The sequence below is a fragment of the Mycetocola sp. CAN_C7 genome (genome assembly GCF_015752285.1).
Lineage (GTDB): Bacteria > Actinomycetota > Actinomycetes > Actinomycetales > Microbacteriaceae > Mycetocola_A.
Genome location: NZ_JADOUY010000001.1, coordinates 229,889 through 252,036, shown reverse-complemented (window position 1 = coordinate 252,036; position 22,148 = coordinate 229,889). Strand labels below are relative to the sequence as shown.

At 65.0% G+C, this 22,148-nt stretch carries 10 protein-coding genes and 1 pseudogene; all 11 read left to right on the top strand.

Translation table 11 applies throughout. From position 1 onward, the window contains the following. The first annotated feature begins 69 nt into the window (after positions 1-69). The 11 genes and pseudogenes from IWX78_RS01075 (at position 70) to IWX78_RS01025 (ending at position 22,046) form a co-directional block, all read left to right on the top strand. On the top strand, positions 70-1,533 hold the full coding sequence (locus IWX78_RS01075) for a polysaccharide biosynthesis tyrosine autokinase (protein ID WP_334684479.1): 1,464 nt from the start codon (positions 70-72) through the stop codon (positions 1,531-1,533). Further along, positions 1,530-2,732: a glycosyltransferase gene (locus IWX78_RS01070; RefSeq protein ID WP_196831548.1), complete on the top strand. Its 1,203-nt coding sequence runs from the start codon at positions 1,530-1,532 to the stop codon at positions 2,730-2,732. The genes IWX78_RS01075 and IWX78_RS01070 overlap by 4 nt, the downstream gene beginning before the upstream one ends. Further along, complete coding sequence (locus IWX78_RS01065; RefSeq protein ID WP_196831547.1) at positions 2,725-3,561, top strand: WecB/TagA/CpsF family glycosyltransferase; 837 nt, start codon at positions 2,725-2,727, stop codon at positions 3,559-3,561. The genes IWX78_RS01070 and IWX78_RS01065 overlap by 8 nt, the downstream gene beginning before the upstream one ends. Next, positions 3,558-4,664: a glycosyltransferase gene (locus IWX78_RS01060; RefSeq protein WP_196831546.1), complete on the top strand. Its 1,107-nt coding sequence runs from the start codon at positions 3,558-3,560 to the stop codon at positions 4,662-4,664. Before IWX78_RS01065 ends, IWX78_RS01060 begins: the two co-directional genes overlap by 4 nt. Continuing rightward, positions 4,661-5,977: a hypothetical protein gene (locus IWX78_RS01055; protein WP_196831545.1), complete on the top strand. Its 1,317-nt coding sequence runs from the start codon at positions 4,661-4,663 to the stop codon at positions 5,975-5,977. Before IWX78_RS01060 ends, IWX78_RS01055 begins: the two co-directional genes overlap by 4 nt. Then, positions 5,974-6,774, top strand: coding sequence for a glycosyltransferase family 2 protein (locus IWX78_RS01050; RefSeq protein ID WP_196831544.1), 801 nt, complete (start codon positions 5,974-5,976; stop codon positions 6,772-6,774). The genes IWX78_RS01055 and IWX78_RS01050 overlap by 4 nt, the downstream gene beginning before the upstream one ends. 2 nt (positions 6,775-6,776) lie before the next feature. Next, a complete protein-coding gene (locus IWX78_RS01045; RefSeq protein ID WP_196831543.1) occupies positions 6,777-8,141 on the top strand; it encodes a lipopolysaccharide biosynthesis protein in 1,365 nt (454 codons plus the stop codon). Then, positions 8,138-9,103 (top strand): glycosyltransferase family protein, encoded by a 966-nt coding sequence (locus tag IWX78_RS01040; protein ID WP_196831542.1) that lies wholly within the window; start codon positions 8,138-8,140, stop codon positions 9,101-9,103. The genes IWX78_RS01045 and IWX78_RS01040 overlap by 4 nt, the downstream gene beginning before the upstream one ends. Before the next feature lie 4 nt (positions 9,104-9,107). After that, positions 9,108-9,752 (top strand): annotated as a pseudogene (locus IWX78_RS01035) (acyltransferase family protein); the annotation flags it as partial. A 133-nt stretch (positions 9,753-9,885) separates the two neighbouring features. Then, entirely contained in the window at positions 9,886-10,326 is a 441-nt protein-coding gene (locus tag IWX78_RS01030) for an acyltransferase family protein (protein WP_334684478.1), read from the top strand. A gap of 386 nt (positions 10,327-10,712) precedes the next feature. After that, positions 10,713-22,046: a PA14 domain-containing protein gene (locus IWX78_RS01025; protein WP_196831539.1), complete on the top strand. Its 11,334-nt coding sequence runs from the start codon at positions 10,713-10,715 to the stop codon at positions 22,044-22,046. Positions 22,047-22,148 lie beyond the last annotated feature (102 nt).

Genomic DNA, 22,148 nt, shown 5'->3' with positions numbered 1-22,148 from the left:
CGAAAAGTGCCTCGATCGGGCACTACCCCCCGGGTTGGGGGAGAAGCGCTGACCCTCACCTGTGGCACCATGACTGATACTTCGCGCATCACCCCGATTATTGCGCGTGAGATTGGCCGAGCCTTGGATCTTCGCGACTATTTCCGCGTCTTGCGCAAAGGCTGGTGGGTCATCGCATCCGTCACGCTCTTAGGCGTCGGAGCCGCAGCTGCGTTCTCGGCGCTGCAGACTCCCTCGTACAGCGCGACCGCGAAGGTCTTCGTGTCGACACAATCCGCCGGCACCGTTTCCGACCTGGTACAGGGCAACGCGTTCAGCGTGCAGCGGGTGAGAACCTATTCCGACCTCGTGCTGACACCCCTCGTTCTGTTACCGGTGATCCGCCAGCTCGACCTCGATATCACGCCAGAACTTCTGGCGACGCAGATCGTGGCATCCGCACCGCTGGATACGTCGATCATCGCCATCACGGTGAACGATACGGATCCTGGACGTGCCGCCGCCATCGCCAACTCCGCATCAGACAATCTGGCTGCCGTGGTCGAGGATGTCGAAAGCCCGGCGCTGGATGAAGCGATCTCACCGGTCAAGCTCACGCGCGCCCAGGAGGCGATGGTGCCGGTGTTGCCGGCGAGTCCGCGGATTCCGCTCAACCTTGCCCTGGGTGCGGCAGCCGGGCTGATCCTCGGGCTCGCAACCGCCGTGCTGCGTGAGACGCTCGAAACACGCATTCGGAACGAGAGCGACCTCAAACAGGTGACCGATGTTGCCGTACTCGGTGGCATCGGATTCGACCCCAACGCGAAGGAAAGCCCGCTCACCGTGCACGCCGACCCGCGAAGTCGTCGTGCCGAATCGTTCCGGACCCTGCGGACAAACCTGTCCTTCCTCGAAGTAGCTCGATCCGACCGCAGTTTCGTCATCACCTCCTCCATCCAGAGCGAGGGAAAAAGCACGACAAGCGCGAACCTCGCCATCGCACTCGCCGACGCCGGATCCCGAGTCCTCCTCGTCGATGCTGACCTGCGTCGGCCGACGGTCGCCGACTACATGGGGCTGGAGGGCGTCGTCGGTCTCACCGATGTGCTGATCGGCCGGGCCGAGCTGAGTGACGTCATGCAACCGTGGGGGATGGCCGGACTCTACGTCCTTCCTGCCGGACACGTCCCACCCAACCCCAGCGAGCTGCTGGGCTCCGCACGGATGTCGCAACTCATCACCGAACTCAACGGCATCTTCGACGTTGTCATCTTCGATTCACCGCCGCTGTTGCCGGTCACCGACGCGGCGATCCTCGCCAAGAAGGTGGGCGGCACGATCATGGTGGTCGCAGCCGGCCGCACCCACAAGAACCAGCTCCGGGGCGCGCTCGCCGCGCTGGCGAACGTCGGCGCACCGGTCTCGGGCGTCGTTCTCACGATGTTGCCGACCAAGGGGTCGAGCGCGGTCTCGTACGGCTACGAACTGGGGTACGGCACCTACGGGTACGAACCGGACACCGCAACTGCCAAACGCGTGAAACTCAAAAAATGAAGCGCCCAGCCGACCTCGGAGCGCGGGCGCCTGAGGATCTGTCCGAGCCCCGCACGGTCGATCGGATCGTTGTTCATCAGTTCGATCCCGCGCGGCCATCGCCCGGAGGAATCGACACCATCCTGCGCGGCATCTGCCGGTACGCGCCGGAGGGACTGCAGCTCGCGATCGTCGGCGTGGACACCGGCTCCGGCCCTGCAACCCGCCGCCTCGGCAGGTGGGAGCGACACCGGTTCGGCGAGCGTCACGTCTGGTTTCTGCCGGTCGTTCGTCTGGACCCGGCTGACCTGTCGAGGCGGATTCCGCACTCGGTTCGACTGATCGCCGGTCTCCTTCGGTATCGACACCGTCTTCCTCAACGACGGATGGTCGAGGCGCACCGAATGGATGTCGCGCTCGCATTGCGTTTCCTCCTGCGGGAACCTCAGGGTTACTTCATCCACACCCAGAGGAACGGACTCACCGGCGACACGTCGGACTCGTTCTGGCGACTGTTCCGTGACGCACACGGACGGCTCGAGAAGAGCGTCGTGCGCACGGCAAAGTCCGTCACCGTCTTCAATGAGGACTTCGCGGTCACCGTTCGCCGCTGGAATCCACGAACGCGCTTCTCACCGACCTGGTTCGATCCCGATCTGGTCGTCGCTGGCCGTCACGACCGCGACCCGCACAAGATCGTGTGGGTCGGCCGGCTCGAATCCCCGAAAGACCCCGCCCTGGCGATCGACGCGTTCGAACAGCTCAGCGCCGACCATCCCGAACGAGACTGGTCTCTAGAAATTCTGGGATCCGGCACACGCCTTGCCGGTCTGCACGATCGTGTCGCGCAGATGCCCCCCAAGCTCCGGAACCGGGTGCTGATCCGTGGCAGGGTCGAACCGGCTGAGGTCGCGAAGACCCTGGCGCGTGGCGGCGTCTTTCTCATGACGTCGCATCCCGGGTACGAGGGCTTCCCCTGTGTGCTGGTCGAAGCCATGGTCGCCGGACTCGTGCCGGTCGTGACACAGGGTTCGGATACCGGCCGGCTCGTGGTGAACGGGAACACCGGTTACGTGACCGGCCGGGAGCCGAGCGAGATCGCCGGCCGCGTCGCATCCTCCGAAACGATCAGCAGATCCGTCGTCCGGGAGAGGGTGGCTTCACTCGGGGCGCCCGATGTGATCGGTCGGATCTACGACGGCTGGTTGTCCGATGGGTGACCTCAGACTGCGAACCGACTCCGCCACCACGCTCCGTGTGCACCCGGATGGCCGCCTGACTTTGGCGGGAGAGCCGCTGTTCTGGCGATCACCTGCTGTCCTCCTGGAACGCATCCGTGCCATGCGCACGCTGGCTGAGCCCGTGCTGGTCGTCACACCGAACGTGGACCAGACAATCGATCTCGACAGGGATCCGGAGTTCCGTGGGGCCTATCAGGACGCGGCTCTTCGACTCATCGACGGGGCCCCGCTGACGATGCTTGCGCGGCTTCTCGGAGCGACGGGCGTTCATCGGCACACCGGCGCCGACCTCCTGCCATTTCTTGTCGGCGAGTCCGAGCGTGAAGGGTGGACGATTGCGATCGCCGGCGGCGACGCGGGTGTGAGCCGGCTGGCTGTCGCGCGACTGCAGGAGGCGCATCCGGGGGCGAACGTGGTGAGCGTGCCATTTCCGCACCTCGCCGTCGTGGACGATCCGCGCTCGACAGAGGTCATCGACGACCTGCGCGCCCTGTCTGCGGACATCGTCTTCCTGTGTCTCGGGGCACCGAAGCAGGAGATGTGGTTCATGCACTGGCGCTCGATGCTTCCGCCCGGCGTGTACATCGGCGCCGGCGCCGCGGTCGATTTCGCCGCTGGAACGGCGCGCCGTGCGCCGAGTGTTCTTCGACGCCTCGGAGCGGAATGGCTGTGGCGGCTCGTCCAGGAGCCGAAGCGGCTGAAAACGCGATATCTCGTGAAAGGACCCGCGTTCCTCGCCATCGCCTGGCGGTCGATCCTGATGCACGATCGGTGGGGCGTGCATCTCGCACGTGAGGATCTGCAGTGAAGACCGCAGAGCCGGGCACCGTCGCGATCCTGGCCCCCAGTCTGTCCGGTGGTGGCGCCGAGCATGTGGCGTCGCTGTGGGCATCCGCTCTGCAGGCGAGGGGTTACCGGGTGCGCGTTCTGCTCACCAACCCCTCGGAAGCTGACCTGGCCACGACACATCTCGAGGTCGTGGATGTGAGCAGCCGCCTGCGCAGCTTCGTGGGTGCAGTACCCATGGTGCGGCGAGCAGTCCGTGCCACCCCGGTCGACGCGGTCCTGTCGGTGATGCCGTACTGGAACCTCATCGCGCTGATCGTCGCGGCCTCCCTTCCGACGCGAGTCCGGCCCAGTGTGACGATCAGCGATCACACACTGCATGTTCCCCAGCGGGCGACGGCAAGTCGGTCGACGAAGTTCCAGCTGGCGCTCGCCAAACTGCTCTACAGGCGCGCGGGATCGTGGATCGCCGTCTCGCACCCGGTCGCCGCAGAGATGGCTGCCCTGTACGGCCTCGACTCGTCGCGACTCTGGGTGGTCGTCAACCCGGTCGCTGACAGCAGCGGTACGCGCCGCCCGCCGCCGGCATCCGCTGAAACGGATCCGACGTTGAGGCTGGTTTTCGCCGGTCGGCTCTCTCCTGAGAAGAGACCGTTGACCGCGGTTCAGGTCGCGGCCACGCTCGCCCGCGATCACTCGATTCCGGTCGCACTCGATGTCTTCGGGGTGGGCCCGCTCGAGGACGAGATGCGAACACTGGCCGGATCGTTGGGCGTGCCGATCACGTTCCACGGATGGGCGGATCGTTGGTTCGACCGCGTCACGCGGCATTCCGTGTTGTTGATGCCGTCGAAGGTGGAGGGTTTCGGCAACGTGCTCGTCGAAGCCGCCGCCGCCTCCATTCCCGCAGTCGTCTCTTCACGAGCGCTCGGAGTGGCGGATGCCTGCATTCCGGGGATCACCGCCGTGCTCGCGTCCACGGATTCGGTTCCGGCTTATGCACTCGCGGTATTGGAGGCGCGTTCGCTCCCGTTCGCCGTGATCGACGAATGGTTACGACGTTTCTCGAGCGAGACCGGCGGCGATCTTGTTGCCGAAGCGGTGTCCAGGGCGGCGAGCCGATGAGCGCCGTGATCGGATCTCAGGGCAGCGCTGCACCCGCCACCGGTTTCGCGGTTCCCGGCGCGGCCGGGAGGCCGTCGACTGTTGCATTCGTCTTTGCCGTCGCCGTGACTCTGCTTCTCGCCTTCCGTACGCCGTTCTCTGCCAACATCTCCTTCGGTGTCGCTCTGGCATTTCTCGCTTTTCCCGTGACTCTTCGACCGTGGTTCTCGTCGCGGTCCGGCATCGCGGTGACCGCCATCGCCGGTCTTGCCCTGATCGGCGGTGCTCTCCTGATCGAGCCCGGTCTGAACGCGGACCCCGGGCGATACTTCAACCCGGGAATCGCGACGTACCAGGCGTCGATCCTGGTAGGCCTTGTGCTGTCGGCCGCGGCTGCGGCGTGGGCGCTCACCGTTCTCGGACTCAATCGGTTCCTGATCCTGTGGGCGGTCGGGCTCATTGGTTCTGCCCCGCTGATGAGCGATGGCTTCGCGGAGAATCCCTGGAAGTACGGTCTCGCCCTGCCCGTGAGTGTGCTCGTGCTGAGCCTCGTCAGCCGCGGCGGGCCTGTGCTCAATATGACCGCGCTTGCCGTCCTCGTGGTCATATCGACACTGTTCTCGTATCGGTCGTGGGTTCAGGTGCTGGTCGCGGGAGCTGTGGTCATCTACGTCCTGCGCACATCCAGGGAAAGGCCCGGAAGACCCAGACGTTCACGTGTGCTCGTAGGTATCGCCCTCGGTGCCGGGGTGCTGGCATTCTCCTGGCTGCTGTCGACGCTCGCCACAGAGGGAGTCCTGGGCGAGGCGGTGCAACGACGCACCGTTGAACAATCCAACGTGACCGGGAATCTCCTCCTCGGCGCACGGCCGGAGTGGGCAGCGGCCTGGTCGCTCGCCGAGCGGCATCCGTTCGGACTCGGATTGGGTGTGTCGCCCTCGTCGACAGACTGGTCGACAGCCGTGCGGGCCATGCCCTTCTCGAACAGCGCCCTGCAGGACTCTGGCACGGTATCCGGATACTTCCGATCGGGAGAGGTGTCGTTCCATTCGGTGCTGTGGACCTTCTGGGGCACGTACGGCGTTCTGGGTTTCGCGCTGGTGGTCGTTGTCGTTCTTCTCATCGGGAAGACGCTGCTGTCGCTCGACTCCCTCCGGTTGAGCACACCGTTCATGGCGGCTGTCGCTGTGCTGATGATCGGCGCCGCATGGGATCTGCTCTTCAGCCCGCTCACCCTCGCGCCGCTGGCCGCCACCCTCGCGGTGATCGCGTGGTTGCCTCGCGAGGCGGAACGACGACGCAATTCGGAGTTCGAATGGAGCGAGTACACGTGAACACGCGATCCCGGCCGACGATCACGGTGATCACCGTGACCCTCAACGATCGTGAGGGGCTCACGAAGACGCTGTCGAGCGTGCAGGCGCAGGTAGGCGGCGGCTATGAACACTGGGTGATCGACGGCGGGTCGACCGATGGTTCCCGCGAGGTGTTGGCCGACTATGTCGCGTCGAGTCCCGGCGCCCGCTTCGTGTCTGAGCCCGACCGGGGGATCTTCGACGCCATGAACAAGGGCATCGATCGGTCAACGGGGGAACTGCTGGTGTTCCTCAATTCCGGTGATTGCTTCACCGACCCCGGCGTCTTGGATTTCGTGTCGCAGGAATGGGCGCGCGGGGACTGGGAGTGGGGATACGGCGCGGTCCGGTACGTCGCCGAGCACGGCGAGGTGATTTCCGGCTCGCTTCAGTCGCCGTTCCGCCGCCGGCGTCTGCACCTCGGATTTCGGTTCGCGCCATGGCCCGCAACGTACCTCAGCCGCGACCTGCTCCGACGCGTGGGCGGCTTCGACGATCGATTCGGCTTCGCCGCCGACCAGGAGCTCGCGATTCGTGCCGCCGCCGTTGCAGAACCGGTCACCTGGGTCCGGTTCATGGCTGATTTCCTGCTCGGTGGCGTCCACTCGCAGAGCAGCTTCCTTGCTCGGGAACGGTTGTGGCACCGCATGCGTGTGCACAACGGCGTGCCGGTGCTCGGTTCGCGGGCTGTCGATCTCGCGGCGGCGTTCTCGATCGCCTGCTTCCGCGAACTGCGGCGACGCGGTGCAGCGTTCGCCGGTCGGGGAAGGCGCTGACAGTGACCATCGACGGGTCGACGGGAAAGGCGACGGCCCTGCCCATCGACAGGACGGCAAAGGGAAGCAGTGCTGCGCAGGCGATCCTCTCGTCCGCAGGAGCACGGGTGGCGGTGTTGCCGCTCACCGGGGTCTGCTCGATTCTCACGGCCCGCCTGGTCACGGATGCCTATGGTGTCGATGGCTACGCGATCTTCTCGCTGATTGCCGCCCTGCCCTTCCTTTTCCCCTTCATCGATCTGGGCGTGGGAGCCGCGGTCGCCAACGCGGCGGGAGCGCTGCCCGCTCGCGCGCAGGAGTACCGGGAGACCCTCACCAGGGCTCGTCGTGTTCTCCTTCTGGTCGGTGCAAGCGTGCTCCTCGCCGTCTTCGGAATCGCGGTCCTCGGCGCCTGGCCGACCCTGACCGGCCTCCCGGACTCGGCAACCGTCAACTGGGGGATCGCAGGCGCGATGGTGCTCTTCGCCGTAGCTGTTCCGGGGTCGCTTGGGCATTCGATGTTGTTCGGCATGCGCAAGAACAGCTGGTCCGTCTGGATTCAGGGGCTCGGACCGCCCATCACCCTGCTGCTGGTCTTCGCAGCCACGATCTGGGCGCCGACGATCTTCGCCGCTCTCGTCGCGACGACCGCCGGCATCCTCGTCTCGCATTGGGTGGCGACCGCGGTCGCCTCGCGTGTCGGGGTCGCTCGGGATGCTCGCCGTGCAGCGCAGGCAACACCACGAGGGACCACGCGAGTGGTCCTGTGGGCAACCGCCTGGCCGATGCTGATCGTCTCACTCTCGCTTCCGGTGAGTTTTCAGACGGGCAGGCTTGTGCTCAGCTGGCAGGCCACGCTCGGGGATGTCGCCGTCTATTCAGCCGCCATGGTCGCTTTCCTTCCGGTGTTCTCCATTGCCCAGGTCGCGGGTCAATCGCTGTGGGGTGAGTTCGCCGGTGCACGCGCTCGTTCGGAGAGCGGCGCCGCCGAATACCTGACCGGCCTCAAGATAGTCGCGCTCGTTGGCCTGACCGGTGCTGCCGGTCTGGTCGTATTCGGTCCCTGGCTCTCCGGGCTGGCGGTCAACAACGCGGTGCAGTTTCCGCCCGAGCTCTTCTGGATTCTCGGCGCCACCGTGCTGATTCAGGCGCTGTACATTCCGTCCGGAATGTACCTGACCGATGCGCCGGGGTTGCGCTTTCAGGCGTTGTTCGCCGTGCTCATGGGGGTGTTCGTGTTGTCCGCGTCTGCGCTGACCGCTGGTCCGCTCGGGGTGACCGGCGTTGCGCTGAGCCTGCTCTGCGGCATCGTCGTGTTTCAGCTCGTGCCAGGCACGATCCGGGTGCTGGTGTTCATCGGCCGCCACGACGGAAACGACCCCGCATGACAGGGTTCCTGGTGGCCAGTCCCCGACCCTGGCCGCACCCGTCGTTCTATCCCGTCGAGGCGGTCGTCGACGCGTTGACGGCCCAGGGTGGCGTGACCGTCGGAGTGGGCGGCCTCTACGGAAAAGTGGTGAGCAGGCTGGGACTCAGCCCCTCCGCCCGCGGGATCCGCCCGATCGTGGTGCCGCTCATGGGCCCTCGCCGACACCAGCTCGCGGATGCCGCGATACGGGGCCGTCCTGTCGTTCTGGCGTGGGACGTGTGGGAGGACTCCGTCGCGGATTGGATCGAGCTCCTGCAGGACTTCAGGGTGCCGGTCGTGCTCTGTACCTCCACAGCGGCGCGGGATCTGTTGCGGGCACGCGGATTCGAGGGCCGGCTGCTCTATCTGCCAGAGGCGACCACGGTCAGCCACTACCGCCCCGGTGTTCCCCTGATCGACCGTCCGATCGGGGTGCTCGAGCTCGGGCGGAGGTGGGACGCGTGGCATGACCCTGTGCAGCAGTCCGGCCTGCTCGACCAGCTCGAGGCGAAGTATGAGGCGGTGAGCGGGAGTGTCATCTTCGACAGTCGGGCTGAACTCATCGACGGGTTCGCCTCGTCGGCGATTTCGGTCTGTTTTCCGCGAAGCATGACGCACCCGGCAGAAGCCGGGGCAGTGGAGACGTTCACGCACCGCTATCTGGAGTCCATGGCATCTGGATGCCTCGTGCTGGGTCACGCTCCGGCAGACCTCGTCGATCTCTTCGGCTACAACCCGGTCATCGAAGCGGATGTGCGCGATGCCCCGAGTCAACTGAGGTCGATCGCCGAGGATCTCGACGCCCACCAGGCTCTCGTCGACAGGAATCTTGAGACGGTGCGGCGCGTCGGGGACTGGAAGCAGCGGGCGAAATACATTGCTGAGGTTGTGGCTCCCTCGACGAGGGGCGACAGGCGCCGACTGGTGCCGGGAACGGAATGAAGCGGTGAGCCGATCGATTGAGCAGGGAAGCGGCGGCGTGCAGCTGCCGTCTGCGGTACCGGTCGGTGCTCGTCGAGTGGGTTATCTCGACGGCGCTCGTGCTATTGCGGCGCTGTTCGTTCTGGTGCATCACACGTACTGCATGGCGTACCCGATACGTGATGGGATCGAACCCACCGGAATCCTGGGATACGCCGTGGGTTGGATGGTTTACGGACACTTCGGGGTCACGGTGTTCATCGTTCTCGCAGGATATTCGCTCTTTATCGCGCTCGCGCATGGATCAGGTCGCCTTCCTGGAAGTGTCTTCGGCTTCGTGAAGCGCCGCGCGTGGCGGATCCTCCCACCGTTCTGGGCCGCATTGTTGATCACGATCGTCCTCGTCCTCGTCCTCATCGGCTCTCCTACCGGAACCCACTGGGACCAGTCGGTCCCGACGAGCCCGAAGGGATGGGTGGTCGATGCCCTGCTCTTGCAAGACATCATCCCGGTGCAGGACGCGGCGTATACGTTTTGGTCCATCTCCGTCGAATGGCACATCTACTTCCTCGTGCCTGTGACCCTGTTCATCCGGACCCGGTCCACCTGGGTCGTCGCTATCGCGTTCGGCGCGGGTCTAGGCGTGCTCGGCATGGTGCTCACCGCCTGGAGCGAAAAGTTCGGCCGCCTCCACCCGGAGTACTACGTGGTCTTCGCAATTGCTGCCGGCGGATGCCTCATCGTCGCCCACGCGCCGACCTGCACGGCGCGTGCCCTGGACAGCGATCTCTGCACTCGCAATCATGACCGTGGTCGGCCTGTGCCTGACCCACGATTTCGCCTGGGCGGTCTCGAACTTCCCTTGGCTCGACCTTGTGCTAGGGCTGGGTGTCGTGTCGCTTCTGGTCGCAATCGGACTCGGCAGGGCTGACCGCCTGGCGGGAACACTCGGATGGCGCCCCCTCGCGAGCGTCGGCGCTTTTTCGTACAGCATGTACCTCGTGCACGCGCAACTGCTTCAGGTGTTCTGGCAGACGGTGGTCGACCCGCTGTCGCTCGACAGGCCAGCCCAGCTTGTCCTCGGGTGGGCGCTCGGCGTCCCGTTGATCATCGCAGCCAGCTACGGGTTCTCACTCCTGGCGGAACGGCCCTTCGTGCGCAGGGAGACCCGCATGAAGGCCCGAATGAGGGCCGGAATGAAGCCGATGGGCGGCTCCCTCGACCCCGACCCGATCTCCCGCTGACCGACATCCCGCCGACTTCGCGCTGGATGCGACCCGCGGTATGCCTCACGGAACCAAAGGCTCAGGATGTTTGACGATGTCCTGACGACCGAGCATCCGGATCAAATACTGCCCTGATGAGACGTTTACCCCCAGAGCGGGGGTGAAATCCTCATCACGATAGCGGAACGTGAGGATTCTTCGCTAATTTCAGGACCGTGGCCATCGCTTCCTGGGAGCGATGAGCCCGACCCGATCTACCCGATCCATCACCGAAGATGCATGTAACTGGTTCTGCCGGTTGCGGCAGTCAAAGATGCCCGAACATCGCTACCCGAACCTGCACCAGCCGTCTCACAAGCTGGCCGCTGACTCGCGACGCTATGCGCTGGCAGAGAAGGATAACCATGTTGCGCATTTCGTCCTCCGAGTCTCGCTCCTCCGGTTGGCTTCGTGCCGGAGCCTCTGTCGCGATTTCCGCGCTGGCGATCACGCTTCTCAGCGCGACTCCGGCCTTCGCACTTCCGATCGCCGAGGTCCCGGCCAATACGGCCGACTGGGCATCGACGCCATACTCGCCGTTGCAGCCAGGTGAAATCGCCGCGACGGGCAACACGAAGGCGCTGACCTTCGACGGCACCGAGGGTGGGCTGAACGCCAGCGGCGACGTCGGCACCGGGTTCACCATGGTCCAGCCATCGACCGCTGATCCGCAGTGGTATCTGCCGGACAACCTCTCGGTGAGTGGCGGCACGCTCAACATCACAGCCACCAAGGGCATCGCATACCTCAACAACGACCCCGCTGCGGGCAACGGCGCCACGCGCAACCAGCAGGACAACACCCTGGGGGTCGGGCTGAACGCTGAGGGCAAGATACTCCGGCTCAGCACCGTCGTCGCCAGCCCGACCGGAGCGTACAACTCGGCTCAGGCCGGCCTCTGGTTCGGCGCCAATGACGACAACTTCGTCAAATTCGTCGTGGCAGCCCCCGGCACCACCGTCGGAGCCAACACACGTCAGATCCAGCTGGCCCGCGAGGTCGCGGCGGTATCCGCCAGCACCGCCGCATACCAGGTGAACGTCGACACGACCACGGCGACCATCCCCAACGGAACCGCGGTCACCCTCCAGCTCGACATCAACACACTCACGGGCAAGGCCAACGCCAGCTACCGGCTGGGAACCGGGGCCGTAATCCCGTTGGCGGCAGGACTCGACGTCCCCGCCAGCTTCTTCAACGGGTCTCTCCTCACCGGAACGGAACTGCCAGGAGTCGACTCGTTCGGCGGTATCTTCACCACGAAGCGCAACATGCCGGTGGCAACACCGCTGGTCTATTCCTTCGACTCGTTCGCCGTGTCAGAACTGGACACCACCGCCCCAGCTGCCCCCACGAACCTGATCGGCCAGGCGACGCCGAGCGGAATCAACCTGGGCTGGGCTGCGTCAGCAGATGCTGATGTCGCCGGCTACCGGGTCTACCGGTCGACGACCACCCCGGTGAGCACCACGGGAACCCCGATCTCGGGTGCCAGCCCCGTCACGAGCACCACGTTCGCGGACTCCACCACCTTCATCGGCGTCGGGTACCACTACGCCGTCACTGCGGTCGACACCAGCGGGAACGTCTCACCGGCAGCCCAGTCCGCCGCACTTACGTCCCCGTCGCCCCAGGGCGCGCTCGTCGAGAAGGTGAACTTCTCGACCGCGACAGGTCCGACGGTCAACGGCTACTCCACGGACTCCGGCCTTGCCTATGACGCAACCCGCGGGTACGGCTGGATCACGGCCGACGATGGAACCCCCTTCGACTTCTCGCTCAACGCCCGCGTACGCACCAACACCGGTGTGACGACGGATGCCCGACTCGCCTCGCTCGTGCACATGCAGTACGGCGACACCACGAACGCCAACCCAGCCACCGGCATCACAACCGAAAAGGGAGTCTGGGAGTACCAACTGCCCAACGGCACCTACAACGTCGTTGCGGCTGTCGGCGACTCATCTGCGGGTAACTACGACAGCACGCATGCGCTCCGCGCTGAGGGCGTCCAGTTCCTGGCTCCGTTCCCCGGCACGGCAGCTCGCGAATACGACGAGTCAGTGGCGACAGTCGAGGTGACCGACGGAAAGCTCACCATCGACGCGCAGGGTGGCACGAACAGCAAGATCACCTACGTCGAGATCTTCCGGGTCGCTGCTGCAGCTCTCCCCACCCCGACTGACGTTTCTGCCGTGCTGAACGACGACGATGGTGTCGACCTCACCTGGCAGGCTGTCGAGGGAGCAACCGGCTACAACGTCTTCCGTGGGCCGTCGGCCGACGTCGACACCACGGGCACCCCGGTCAACGCTGAGCCGCTGTCCGAGACGAACTTCACCGACGACACCGTCGAAGCCGGAACGACGTACCACTACGTCGTTGTCGCCCTCGGCGAAACGGACTCGGCAGCCTCGCAGCCCGCGAGCGTGTCGATCCCCGACGCACCGACCGGTCCGGCCACCCCGACGAACGTCGCCGGTGCCCTCGACGACGGTGATCACGCGGTCATTTCCTGGGATGCTGTCGCTGCTGCGGCAGGATACAACGTCTTCCGCGGCGAATCCGCGACCGTTGCGGTCGACGGGTCCCCGGTGAACACGAGCCCGATCACCGCGACGACGTTCACCGACTTCACTGCGGAAGCCGGCGAAACGTACTACTACGTCGTCGTCGCCGTCGGCGCAGACGATCTGACATCAGCGCCGTCGTCGCCCGCCGTTCAGGTGGCGATCCCCGATGAGCCGGTCGTGCCCGGAGAATGCGTGAGCACCGAATGGTCGGTGGACTACTTCGCGGGAACTGAGCTCAACGGCTCCGCGATTGCCACCGAATGCGTCACGGACATCGATCAGACCTCTGCACCAGCGGGCGTCGGTGCTGACCAGTACTCCGCCCGATTCACGAAGGTGATCGACGACGGTGCAGGCACGTACCGGTTCTCCGCACTGAGTGATGACGGTATCCGGGTTCTGGTCGATGGCGCTGTCGTGATCGACGAGTGGTACGGCCAGGCCGGCACGGACGAGCACGTCGGTTCGATCACTCTGACCGATGGCCCCCACGTCGTCGTGGTCGAGTACTTCCAGGGTTATGGCGGAGCGAAGCTCATCGTCGACTACGAGAAGCTCGTCACGGGATGCATCGACTCCGAATGGTCTGTCGAGTACTTCTCCGGCACCGACCTGGCAGGCTCCGCGCTCGCGGCTGAGTGTGTGGCCGACATCGACCAGACCTCGGCACCCGCCGGCGTCGGGCCGGACCAGTATTCCGCCCGGTTCACCCGGACGATCGACGAAGGTGCAGGCACATACGATTTCACCGCGCTGAGCGATGACGGTGTGCGAGTCTTCGTCGACGGCGCTGTCGTCATCGACGAGTGGTACGGCCAGGGCGGCACGGAACTCCACGTCGGCTCCGTCACACTGACCGACGGCCCGCACATTGTGACGGTCGAGTACTACCAGGCTTACGGCGGTGCGAAGCTGCAGGTGGGCTATGCGCCGGCCGTCACGGAATGCATCACGGCCGAATGGTCGGTGAACTACTTCGCCGGCACCGATCTCGACGGTTCCGCGATCAAGTCCGAGTGCGTGACCGAGATCAACCAGACCTTCAACGCGGGCAATGGCCCGGTGGGTGTTGGTGCTGACCAGTACTCTGCCCGATTCACGAAAGTGATCGACGAAGGTGCAGGCACCTACCGGTTCTCCGCACTGAGCGACGACGGCATCCGGGTCACGGTCGACGGCGTAGACGTCATCGACGAGTGGTACGGCCAGGCCGGCACGGACGAGCACGTCGGTTCGGTCACGCTGACCGAGGGCGAGCACGTCGTGGTCGTCGAGTACTTCCAGGGATACGGTGGCGCGAAGCTCATCGTCGACTACGAGAAGCTCACGACCGGGTGCACGGCATCCGAGTGGTCGGTGAACTACTTCTCCGGTACCGCACTTGCAGGTGCGGCCATCGAGACGGACTGTGTGACCGACATCGACCAGACCTCCGCCCCCGCAGGTGTCGGACCTGACCAGTACTCCGCACGCTTCACCAAGATCGTCAACGAGGGCGCCGGAACCTACGAGTTCTCGGTCTTCAGCGATGACGGTGTCAGGGTGTTCGTCGATGGCGTCGCCATCATCGACTCGTGGGTGCCCCAGGGCGGGACAGAGGAGCACATCGGCTCGGCTGCCCTGACCGAGGGCGAACACATCGTGGTCGTCGAGTACTTCCAGGCCTTCGGTGGAGCCAAGCTCGTCGTCGACTACGAGAAGACCGGTGCAGACACCGAGGCCCCGAACGCTCCGAGCGAGCTCGTGACCTCCCAGGCCGATGATTCGATCCGCCTCGACTGGGCGACGAGTTCCTCCAGCGACACCGTCGGCTACCGCATCTACCGCGGGACCGCTGCCGGAGTCGACGGGTCGGGTACGCCGCTCAGTGGCACGACGCCACTACCGACGGCCTGGTACTTCGACTCGACGATCGTCACCGGAACGACCTACTACTACGTCGTAACCGCTGTGGACGCGTCCGGCAACGAGTCGGTCGTTTCCAACGAGGCGATGGGACTGTACTCCGAGGAGCCGGACACGGAAGCACCGGCAGCGCCCAGCGCTCTCGTGGCTGACGGGGGCGATGACATCGTCACGCTCACCTGGAGCGCCTCCTCCTCGACCGACACCATCGGCTACCTGGTCTACCGCGGACTCGAGCCCTCCGTGCTGAACGAGGGCGAGATCGTTTCCGGTGCCGCTCCTCTCACCGGACTGACCTACACGGACACCACGGTGTCGAACGGCACAACGTACTTCTACGCTGTTGTCGCTGTCGACCTGGCCGGCAACGAATCCGAAGCCTCGAATGAGGTCTTCGCTGTGCCTGTGGTACCGAACACCACCGACGTCAAGGTGGACTTCACCGCCACCAACGGTGTGCCGGCAGCCGGCTACGTCGCCGACTGGGGCCAGTCCTACGGCGCTCGCACCAGCACCAACCAGGGCACCGGTCTCAGCTACGGCTGGATCGATGCAGACGGCAACGTCCTGAACCTGGTCAGCAACGGCCGCGATCGCGGCCGTGTCGGAGTGGAAGAACGTGTCGACTCGATCATTCACATGCAGTACGGCGACGTCAACGGCGGCACCGGAACCAACGGGGTGAAGAACGAGGGCCAGTGGGAGCTGGCCGTGCCGCAAGGCCTCTACGAGGTAACGGTGGCCGTCGGTGACGAACCGGGCGCCGAAGGCGTCTACGACTCGAACCACGTCATCAACATCGAGGGTTCGGTTGGCATCGAATCGTACGTGGCCACCGCGGCGGCCGAGTACAGGACCGTGACCACAACCGTCGGTGTCTGGGACGGAAAACTGACGGTGGACGCCCTGGGCGGCACCAACACCAAGCTCGGCTACGTCGACGTGAAGGGGATCGAACGTGAACCCCACGTAGACACCGTGCTTCCGGAGAACCGCTCGTCGAACCACGACGTCAACGCCGGAGTCTCCGCAACGATCCGTATTCCGTACGCTGGCGTCGGAGTCGACCCCCTCTCTCTGCCCAACAACGTTCAGCTTTTCGAGCTCCCGAGCGGAACCCAGGTGCCGACCACTGTGGGAACGTCCGGCGGAAACGACGTCATCTCGCTTGCGCCGACCGACCCGCTGAAGCCCAGCACGCGCTACCGGTTCGTCGTGACGAGCGGAGTGCTCGACAACTACGGCGCCCCGTTCGTTCCCTTCACCTCGGTGTTCACAACCGGAACCGGTGAGATCGTCGAGAGCGACGACTTCACCCCGGCCACCAATATCGCGTTCGAGAAGGTGGAGCTGCCGATCGGTGCAGGAACGTACTGGTCTTCATTCACCTTCGGCCCGGACAACAAGCTCTACGCCGCCTCGGTCGGTGAAGGACTGTACCGATTCACGGTGAACGCCGACGGCACGCTGTCGAACAAGGAAGACCTGGGCTACCAGGGAATGGCCATGATCGGTCTCGTCTTCGACAAGAGCGCAACCGCAGGAAACCTCAAGCTGTGGGTCACGACGACGACGGCGAACTTCAACGAGCAGGGCCAGTGGGTCAGCGGCATCAGCATGCTGACCGGGCCGAACCTCGCAACGCGCAACCAGGTGTTCAGCGAGCTGCCTCGGTCGCTGTCTGACCACCTCACCAACTCGATGGCCTACGGACCCGACGGACGCATCTACTTCCAGCAGGGCTCCAACCAGGCGTCGGGCGACCTCGACAACTCATGGGGTCAGCGCGGCGAACAGCTGCTCACAGCGGCGACGCTCGTCTTCGATCCGGCCAACAGCCAGGTGGCGTCCGCCGCAGCCGGCGGTGGGGCCATCAGCGTCAAGACCGCGCAGGGTGGAACGTACAACCCCTACACCCCGACCGCACCGCTGAAGATCTACGCGTCCGGTATCCGCAACGCGTACGACCTCGTGTGGCACTCCAACGGGCACCTCTACGTGGCGACGAACGGCACCGCTGGCGGCGCCAACACGCCTGGTGTCACGGCCAACGCTGACGGTACCTTCACTCGTGAAGCCGCCGCGGGAATCCCCGGGTTCTCGACGGTCGACGGCACGGATGTGACGCCCCAGTGTGTCCGTCGTGGCTACACCGGTGGTTCGGTCCAGCCGATCGCCAACCAGCCCACGCAGCGTGACCTTCTGTTCGACGTCGTCGAGGGTGGCTACTACGGACACCCGAACCCGACCAGGTGCGAGTTCGTGCTCAATGAGGGCAACGACCCGGCGAACCCGCCGAAGTCGGCCGGACAGGGCGGGTCCAAGTACCCGCTCGGCACGAAAGCCGACCCGAACTACCGCGGCATCGCGTACGACTTCGAGTTCAACAAGTCGCCGAACGGTTCGATCGAATACCAGAGCGCGACATTCGGCGGCCAGCTCAAGGGCCGCCTTGTCATCACCCGCTTCTCGAACAACAACGACCTGATCTTCCTGCAGCCGGATGCCTCCACCGGCGAGATCCTCGGCGCACAGACCGAGGTCGGCATCACCGGAGTGGCCAACACCACCATGCAGGGTGTCGGAGGGTTCAATGACCCGCTCGAGGTCGTCGAGGACACACGGAACGGAAACCTGTACGTCAACCAGTACGACCGAAGTGGGAGCAGCCAGAAGCTGTACCTGCTGCGGGTGCCGGCGAGCCAGCAGGCCTCCACGATCAGCTCCTCTGCTGACGAGATGATCTTCTCGGCCGTCAAGAGCACGACGTCGGCGACCAAGAACATCACGGTCACCAACAGCAGCACCTCAGCGGTCACGCTGTCCGCGACGGTCAGCGGGGCCAACGCAACCGAGTTCGCGGTGGTCTCCGGCAACGGAGCATCCCTCGCCCCGGGCGCCAGCACCACTGTCGGGCTGCAGTTCAAGCCAGGCACCACAGTGGGCCAGCGGTCGACGCAGCTCACCCTGAGTGCCGGAACATCGACGGTCACCGTCGGCGTCTACGGCCTCACAATGAACGGCATCGAAGGGAGCAACGAGCCGACCCTGCAGAACGTGCTGGGAACGCTCGGACACGACCTGGATGTCGGATGGACGAACCTCGAGGGAGGCGTACAGCCGACCGCCAAGGGTGACGAAGTCCTCGAACCGCTCTTCGTGAAGAGCGGAACCGGTACGGTCTCGATCACTCCGCTTGCTCACTACGCGCCGCGAGAGAACATCCCGTTCGGCTGGTACACCGGTGACGGTGCGCAGGCTGATCGACGCGAGGTCGGCGCCATCTCCTCAGCGGGCTACCAGTCCCTACTTCCCCCGGTGACGTCGGGAAGCGGAACGAGCTTCGATCCGGGCAGTGCGACCTTCGGTCTGTACTACTACTCCGGAGTGTTCCAGCGGTTCGGCTACACCGAAGATCGGCTGAACACCGGCATCGCCCACCGTGCGCGCATCTACCCGGCCACGAACCGGTCGGGTGTGCTGATGCCCAACTCCTACATCGTGGCCTTCGAGGACGCCAGCAACGGCGACTACCAGGACTACATGTTCCTTGTGAAGGGCATCAAGCCGGTCACGGACACGGGATCGATCGACGGTGCCGTCCGAGTGGACTTCACGACAGCGGCCGGTGACCTCGCAGCGGGATACCTCCGTGACTACGGACAGGCGTACGCGCCTCGCACCGGAGTCGGCCAGGGCAGCGGACTCACCTACGGCTGGAAGGATCAGGTCACAGAGAACGATCTCGATCTCTCCGTCGGTGGAACCACCCCGGGCAACGGTCGCGACCGTGCCACCAGCCAGCCGGACACGAGGCTCGACAGCTTCATGCACATGCAGTCCGCCGACGTCGCAGGAACCTTCAACGGAACGGTCGCCCGAGCGTTCTGGGAGCTAGCGCTCCCGAATGGTGAGTACACCGTGACGGTTGGGGTCGGCGACCCCGCCCCGCAGGCATCCGATCCGGAAATCCACCAGATCAACCTGGAGAACACGTCACTCATCAACCTGTTCACCCCGACCGGAGCCGCCGGCGCCGCGACCCGTCACACCACCGCGACGAAGACCGTCTCGGTGACGGACGGCGCGCTGACCGTCGACGCCATCGGCGGGCAGAACACGAAGATCAGTTACATCGACGTCGTTCCAGTGGAAGACACCGGCGGCGACGACCCGACGGATGGCGCCCAGGTGAAGGTGGCCTTCCAGACAGCCGGAGCAACCACTCCTGCGGGATGGACGGCAGAGACCGGAGCGGCATACTCCGACGCTCGGAACTTCGGCTGGCTGAACGCCGCAAACGGGCAGCCAGTCGACCGCACGGTCGCGACCCGCACCCGTACGGCCCCCATGTCGGGAATCGCCTTCCCCACTGACCCGCTGCTGCGGAGCTTCGCCTTCCTCGACAACGAGTCGCAGCCGACCTACACCGACGGCATCTGGGAATACGAGGTTCCGAACGGCACCTACGAGGTCGCGGTCTCGGTCGGTGATGCGAACTACATCGACTCGACCCACGGCGTCAGCGTCGAGGGCCAGCCGGTCATCGCGAACTTCCTTCCGACCGAAACCACTCCATTCCAGACCGGAGTGAGAGACGTGACCGTGACAGATGGAAAGGTGACGATCGCCAACACCGGTTCGAACACGAAGATCAACTGGGTGTCGATCAAGGGAGACGGACTGGACGCACCTGCTCAGCCCCTGACCAAGATCAACTTCCAGCCGTCGGCAACGACGGTGCCGAGCGGATGGCTCGCTGACACCGGTGCTGCCTATGCCGCAACGCCTGGATTCGGATGGCTCGTCAACGGCCAGCCCGCCGACCGGTCGGCGAACACACGCCACCGCACCGCGGCATCCTCTGGGATCACCTTCCCGGCCGGTGACGTGACGCGCCAGACGCTGATCCTGACGCAGGCTTCATCCACAGCAGGTACCTCAGACGGCGTGTGGGAATACGCCCTGGCGAACGGCACATACACGGTGTCGGTATCCGTCGGGGATGCAGGATTCCTCGACTCCGTGCATGGGGTGTCGGCTGAGGGATCTGCCCTCATCACCGGCTTCACCCCGACGAACGGCACACCGTTCGCCACTGGAACGGCCACCGTCATCGTCGCTGACGGCAAGCTCACACTCAACCCGACAGGCACGAACACGAAGTTCAACTGGGTGACCATCCAGGGAGCAGCTCTTGCCGCTCCCACGGTGGGAATCAAGGCGAACGGCGCCGACGTCGGCGCAGCGTGGACGGGTGGAACCGCCAACGTGACCGTTCAGGCGGCCGCGGGCAACGGTGAAGCGCTCGAGTCGCTCGTCTACACCGTGAACGGTGGCGCACAGACGCCGTACACCGCTCCGATCGTGCTGGATGCCGTCGGCAATTACGTGCTGACGGTGACCGCCACAGACAGTGAAGGTCGCCAGACCGTGCGAGAGGTGACGTTCGAAATCCTCAACATCGGCGGCACCCTGACACTGCGCAACCAGCAGGCGACACGAGTAGGCGGCGCCACCACCCCTGTGATCCCCGGGTTCTCCGAGAACACGCTGATCATGCACCGCATCAACGGTGGAACCACCACGCACACGACGACGGAATCCGCCACGGTGAACGTCACGAACACCGGCACGAAGGATCTGCGAATCTCCGCCATCACACTCGGCGGAGCCAGCCCGACGCAGTTCGAACTCGTGAACCCGCCGGCGCTTCCGCTCCTGGTGGCTCCGGGTGCCAGCGTGCCGATCACAACGAAGTTCATTTCGACCTCAGGCAGCAAGGGAGTTCGAACCGCGACGGTGAACATCGCGTCGAGCGACCCGGCTGCAGGCAGCACGATCGTGAACCTGCGCGGTGGTTACATGGCGGTTCCGGAAGGCAACAGCGAGCTGACTCTGCCGCAGATCATCAGCCTCTTCGGCTGGACAACAGATGTCGGCCCGCTCACCGATGGTGGACTGGGCAACGGATCCGAGAACCCCGGTGCCGCGATGAACGGTGAAGAAGTCAGGTCCAACCTGTGGAAGAGGTTCGACACGGCGAAGCCTGTTCAGGTCCGGCAGCTGGCGGCATTCCACGGATGCTGCGGTCAAACGGAGACGGTGAGCGTGAACGGCACATCGGTCACCCACAACGCCATCTACGGTCAGAGCATCCTTCCGCTCAACAACGCGCTGAACGGCCCGACCCAGCTGTCGACGAACCCGGGTGCCACGAGCACATTCGGGATCGTCGTTGCAGGTCAGACCACGAACAACAACAACTACCGGGCCGTGAAGACCTGGCCGGTACGCGATGCGGCCGGCAAGATCGTCCCGGGCGCGTGGATCGTGGGGCATGACTACATCAGCTCCCCGAGCCAGTGCGGTATCTCGCCGACGAACTGTGACTTCCAGGACAACGTCTATCTCATCACCAACGTTCTCCCGGTCGCCTCGTCCGACACGCAGGCTCCTGCCCAACTGAGCGGACTCGTCGGAGCGGTTTCGGGTTCTGGAGTCGACCTGGCCTGGGGTGCTGGTCCAGCCACTGACGTGGCCGGATACCGCGTCGAGCGGGCGACGTCTGCAACAGGACCGTGGACGAACGTGAGCGGTGCAGTACCGCTCACCGCCGCGAGCTTCCGCGACGCGGCCCTGCCGTTCGCCAACACGGTTCACTACCGCGTGCTCGCGATCGATGCCTCCGGAAACGTGTCGGCACCGTCGTCAAGTGTGGCCGTCGACATCTCGACCGTCGGTAGCCAGTCGATCCGGATCAATGCGGGTGGCGGCGCGGTGACGACGAACGGCACCAGCTGGCTCGCCGACACCTACTTCGTCGGAGGAAAGACCTACTCCAACCCATCCGTCACCCAGATCTCAGGGACCACCGATGACGCCATCTACCTGAGTGAACGAAGCGCAACGACCGACCTCGGCACGTTCGGCTACGACATCCCGGTACCTGACGGCACCTACACCGTCAAGCTGCACTTCGCCGAACTGTACTGGGGCGCGACAGGTGGCGGGACCGGAGGGAACGGCAAGCGAGTGTTCAACGCCAACTTCGAAGGCGGAACGGCTGAGATCACCGGTCTCGACCTGAACGCTCGGGTAGGTTCGATGGCTGCCTACGTCACCACCAACACCGTCACAGTGACGGGCGGAGTTCTCGACATCGACTTCTCGGCCACGGTGAACCAGCCGAAGGTGTCTGCCATCGAGGTCATCCGCTAGCGCCGTCGGAGCTGTCGGGCGAGAGCTGCCCGCAACGAGATGACGATCACGAGCCCCGGCCTTCGGAAGAAGGGCGGGGCTCGTGCGTGTGCGATGCGGGCC

Excerpts from the sequence above, each read along its gene's own strand:
- IWX78_RS01040 (WP_196831542.1), top strand. The coding sequence starts at position 8,138 with ATGACAGGGTTCCTGGTGGCCAGTCCCCGACCCTGGCCGCACCCGTCG.
- IWX78_RS01030 (WP_334684478.1), top strand. The coding sequence starts at position 9,886 with ATGACCGTGGTCGGCCTGTGCCTGACCCACGATTTCGCCTGGGCGGTC.
- IWX78_RS01070 (WP_196831548.1), top strand. The coding sequence starts at position 1,530 with ATGAAGCGCCCAGCCGACCTCGGAGCGCGGGCGCCTGAGGATCTGTCC.
- IWX78_RS01025 (WP_196831539.1), top strand. The coding sequence starts at position 10,713 with ATGTTGCGCATTTCGTCCTCCGAGTCTCGCTCCTCCGGTTGGCTTCGT.
- IWX78_RS01055 (WP_196831545.1), top strand. The coding sequence starts at position 4,661 with ATGAGCGCCGTGATCGGATCTCAGGGCAGCGCTGCACCCGCCACCGGT.
- IWX78_RS01065 (WP_196831547.1), top strand. The coding sequence starts at position 2,725 with ATGGGTGACCTCAGACTGCGAACCGACTCCGCCACCACGCTCCGTGTG.
- IWX78_RS01075 (WP_334684479.1), top strand. The coding sequence starts at position 70 with ATGACTGATACTTCGCGCATCACCCCGATTATTGCGCGTGAGATTGGC.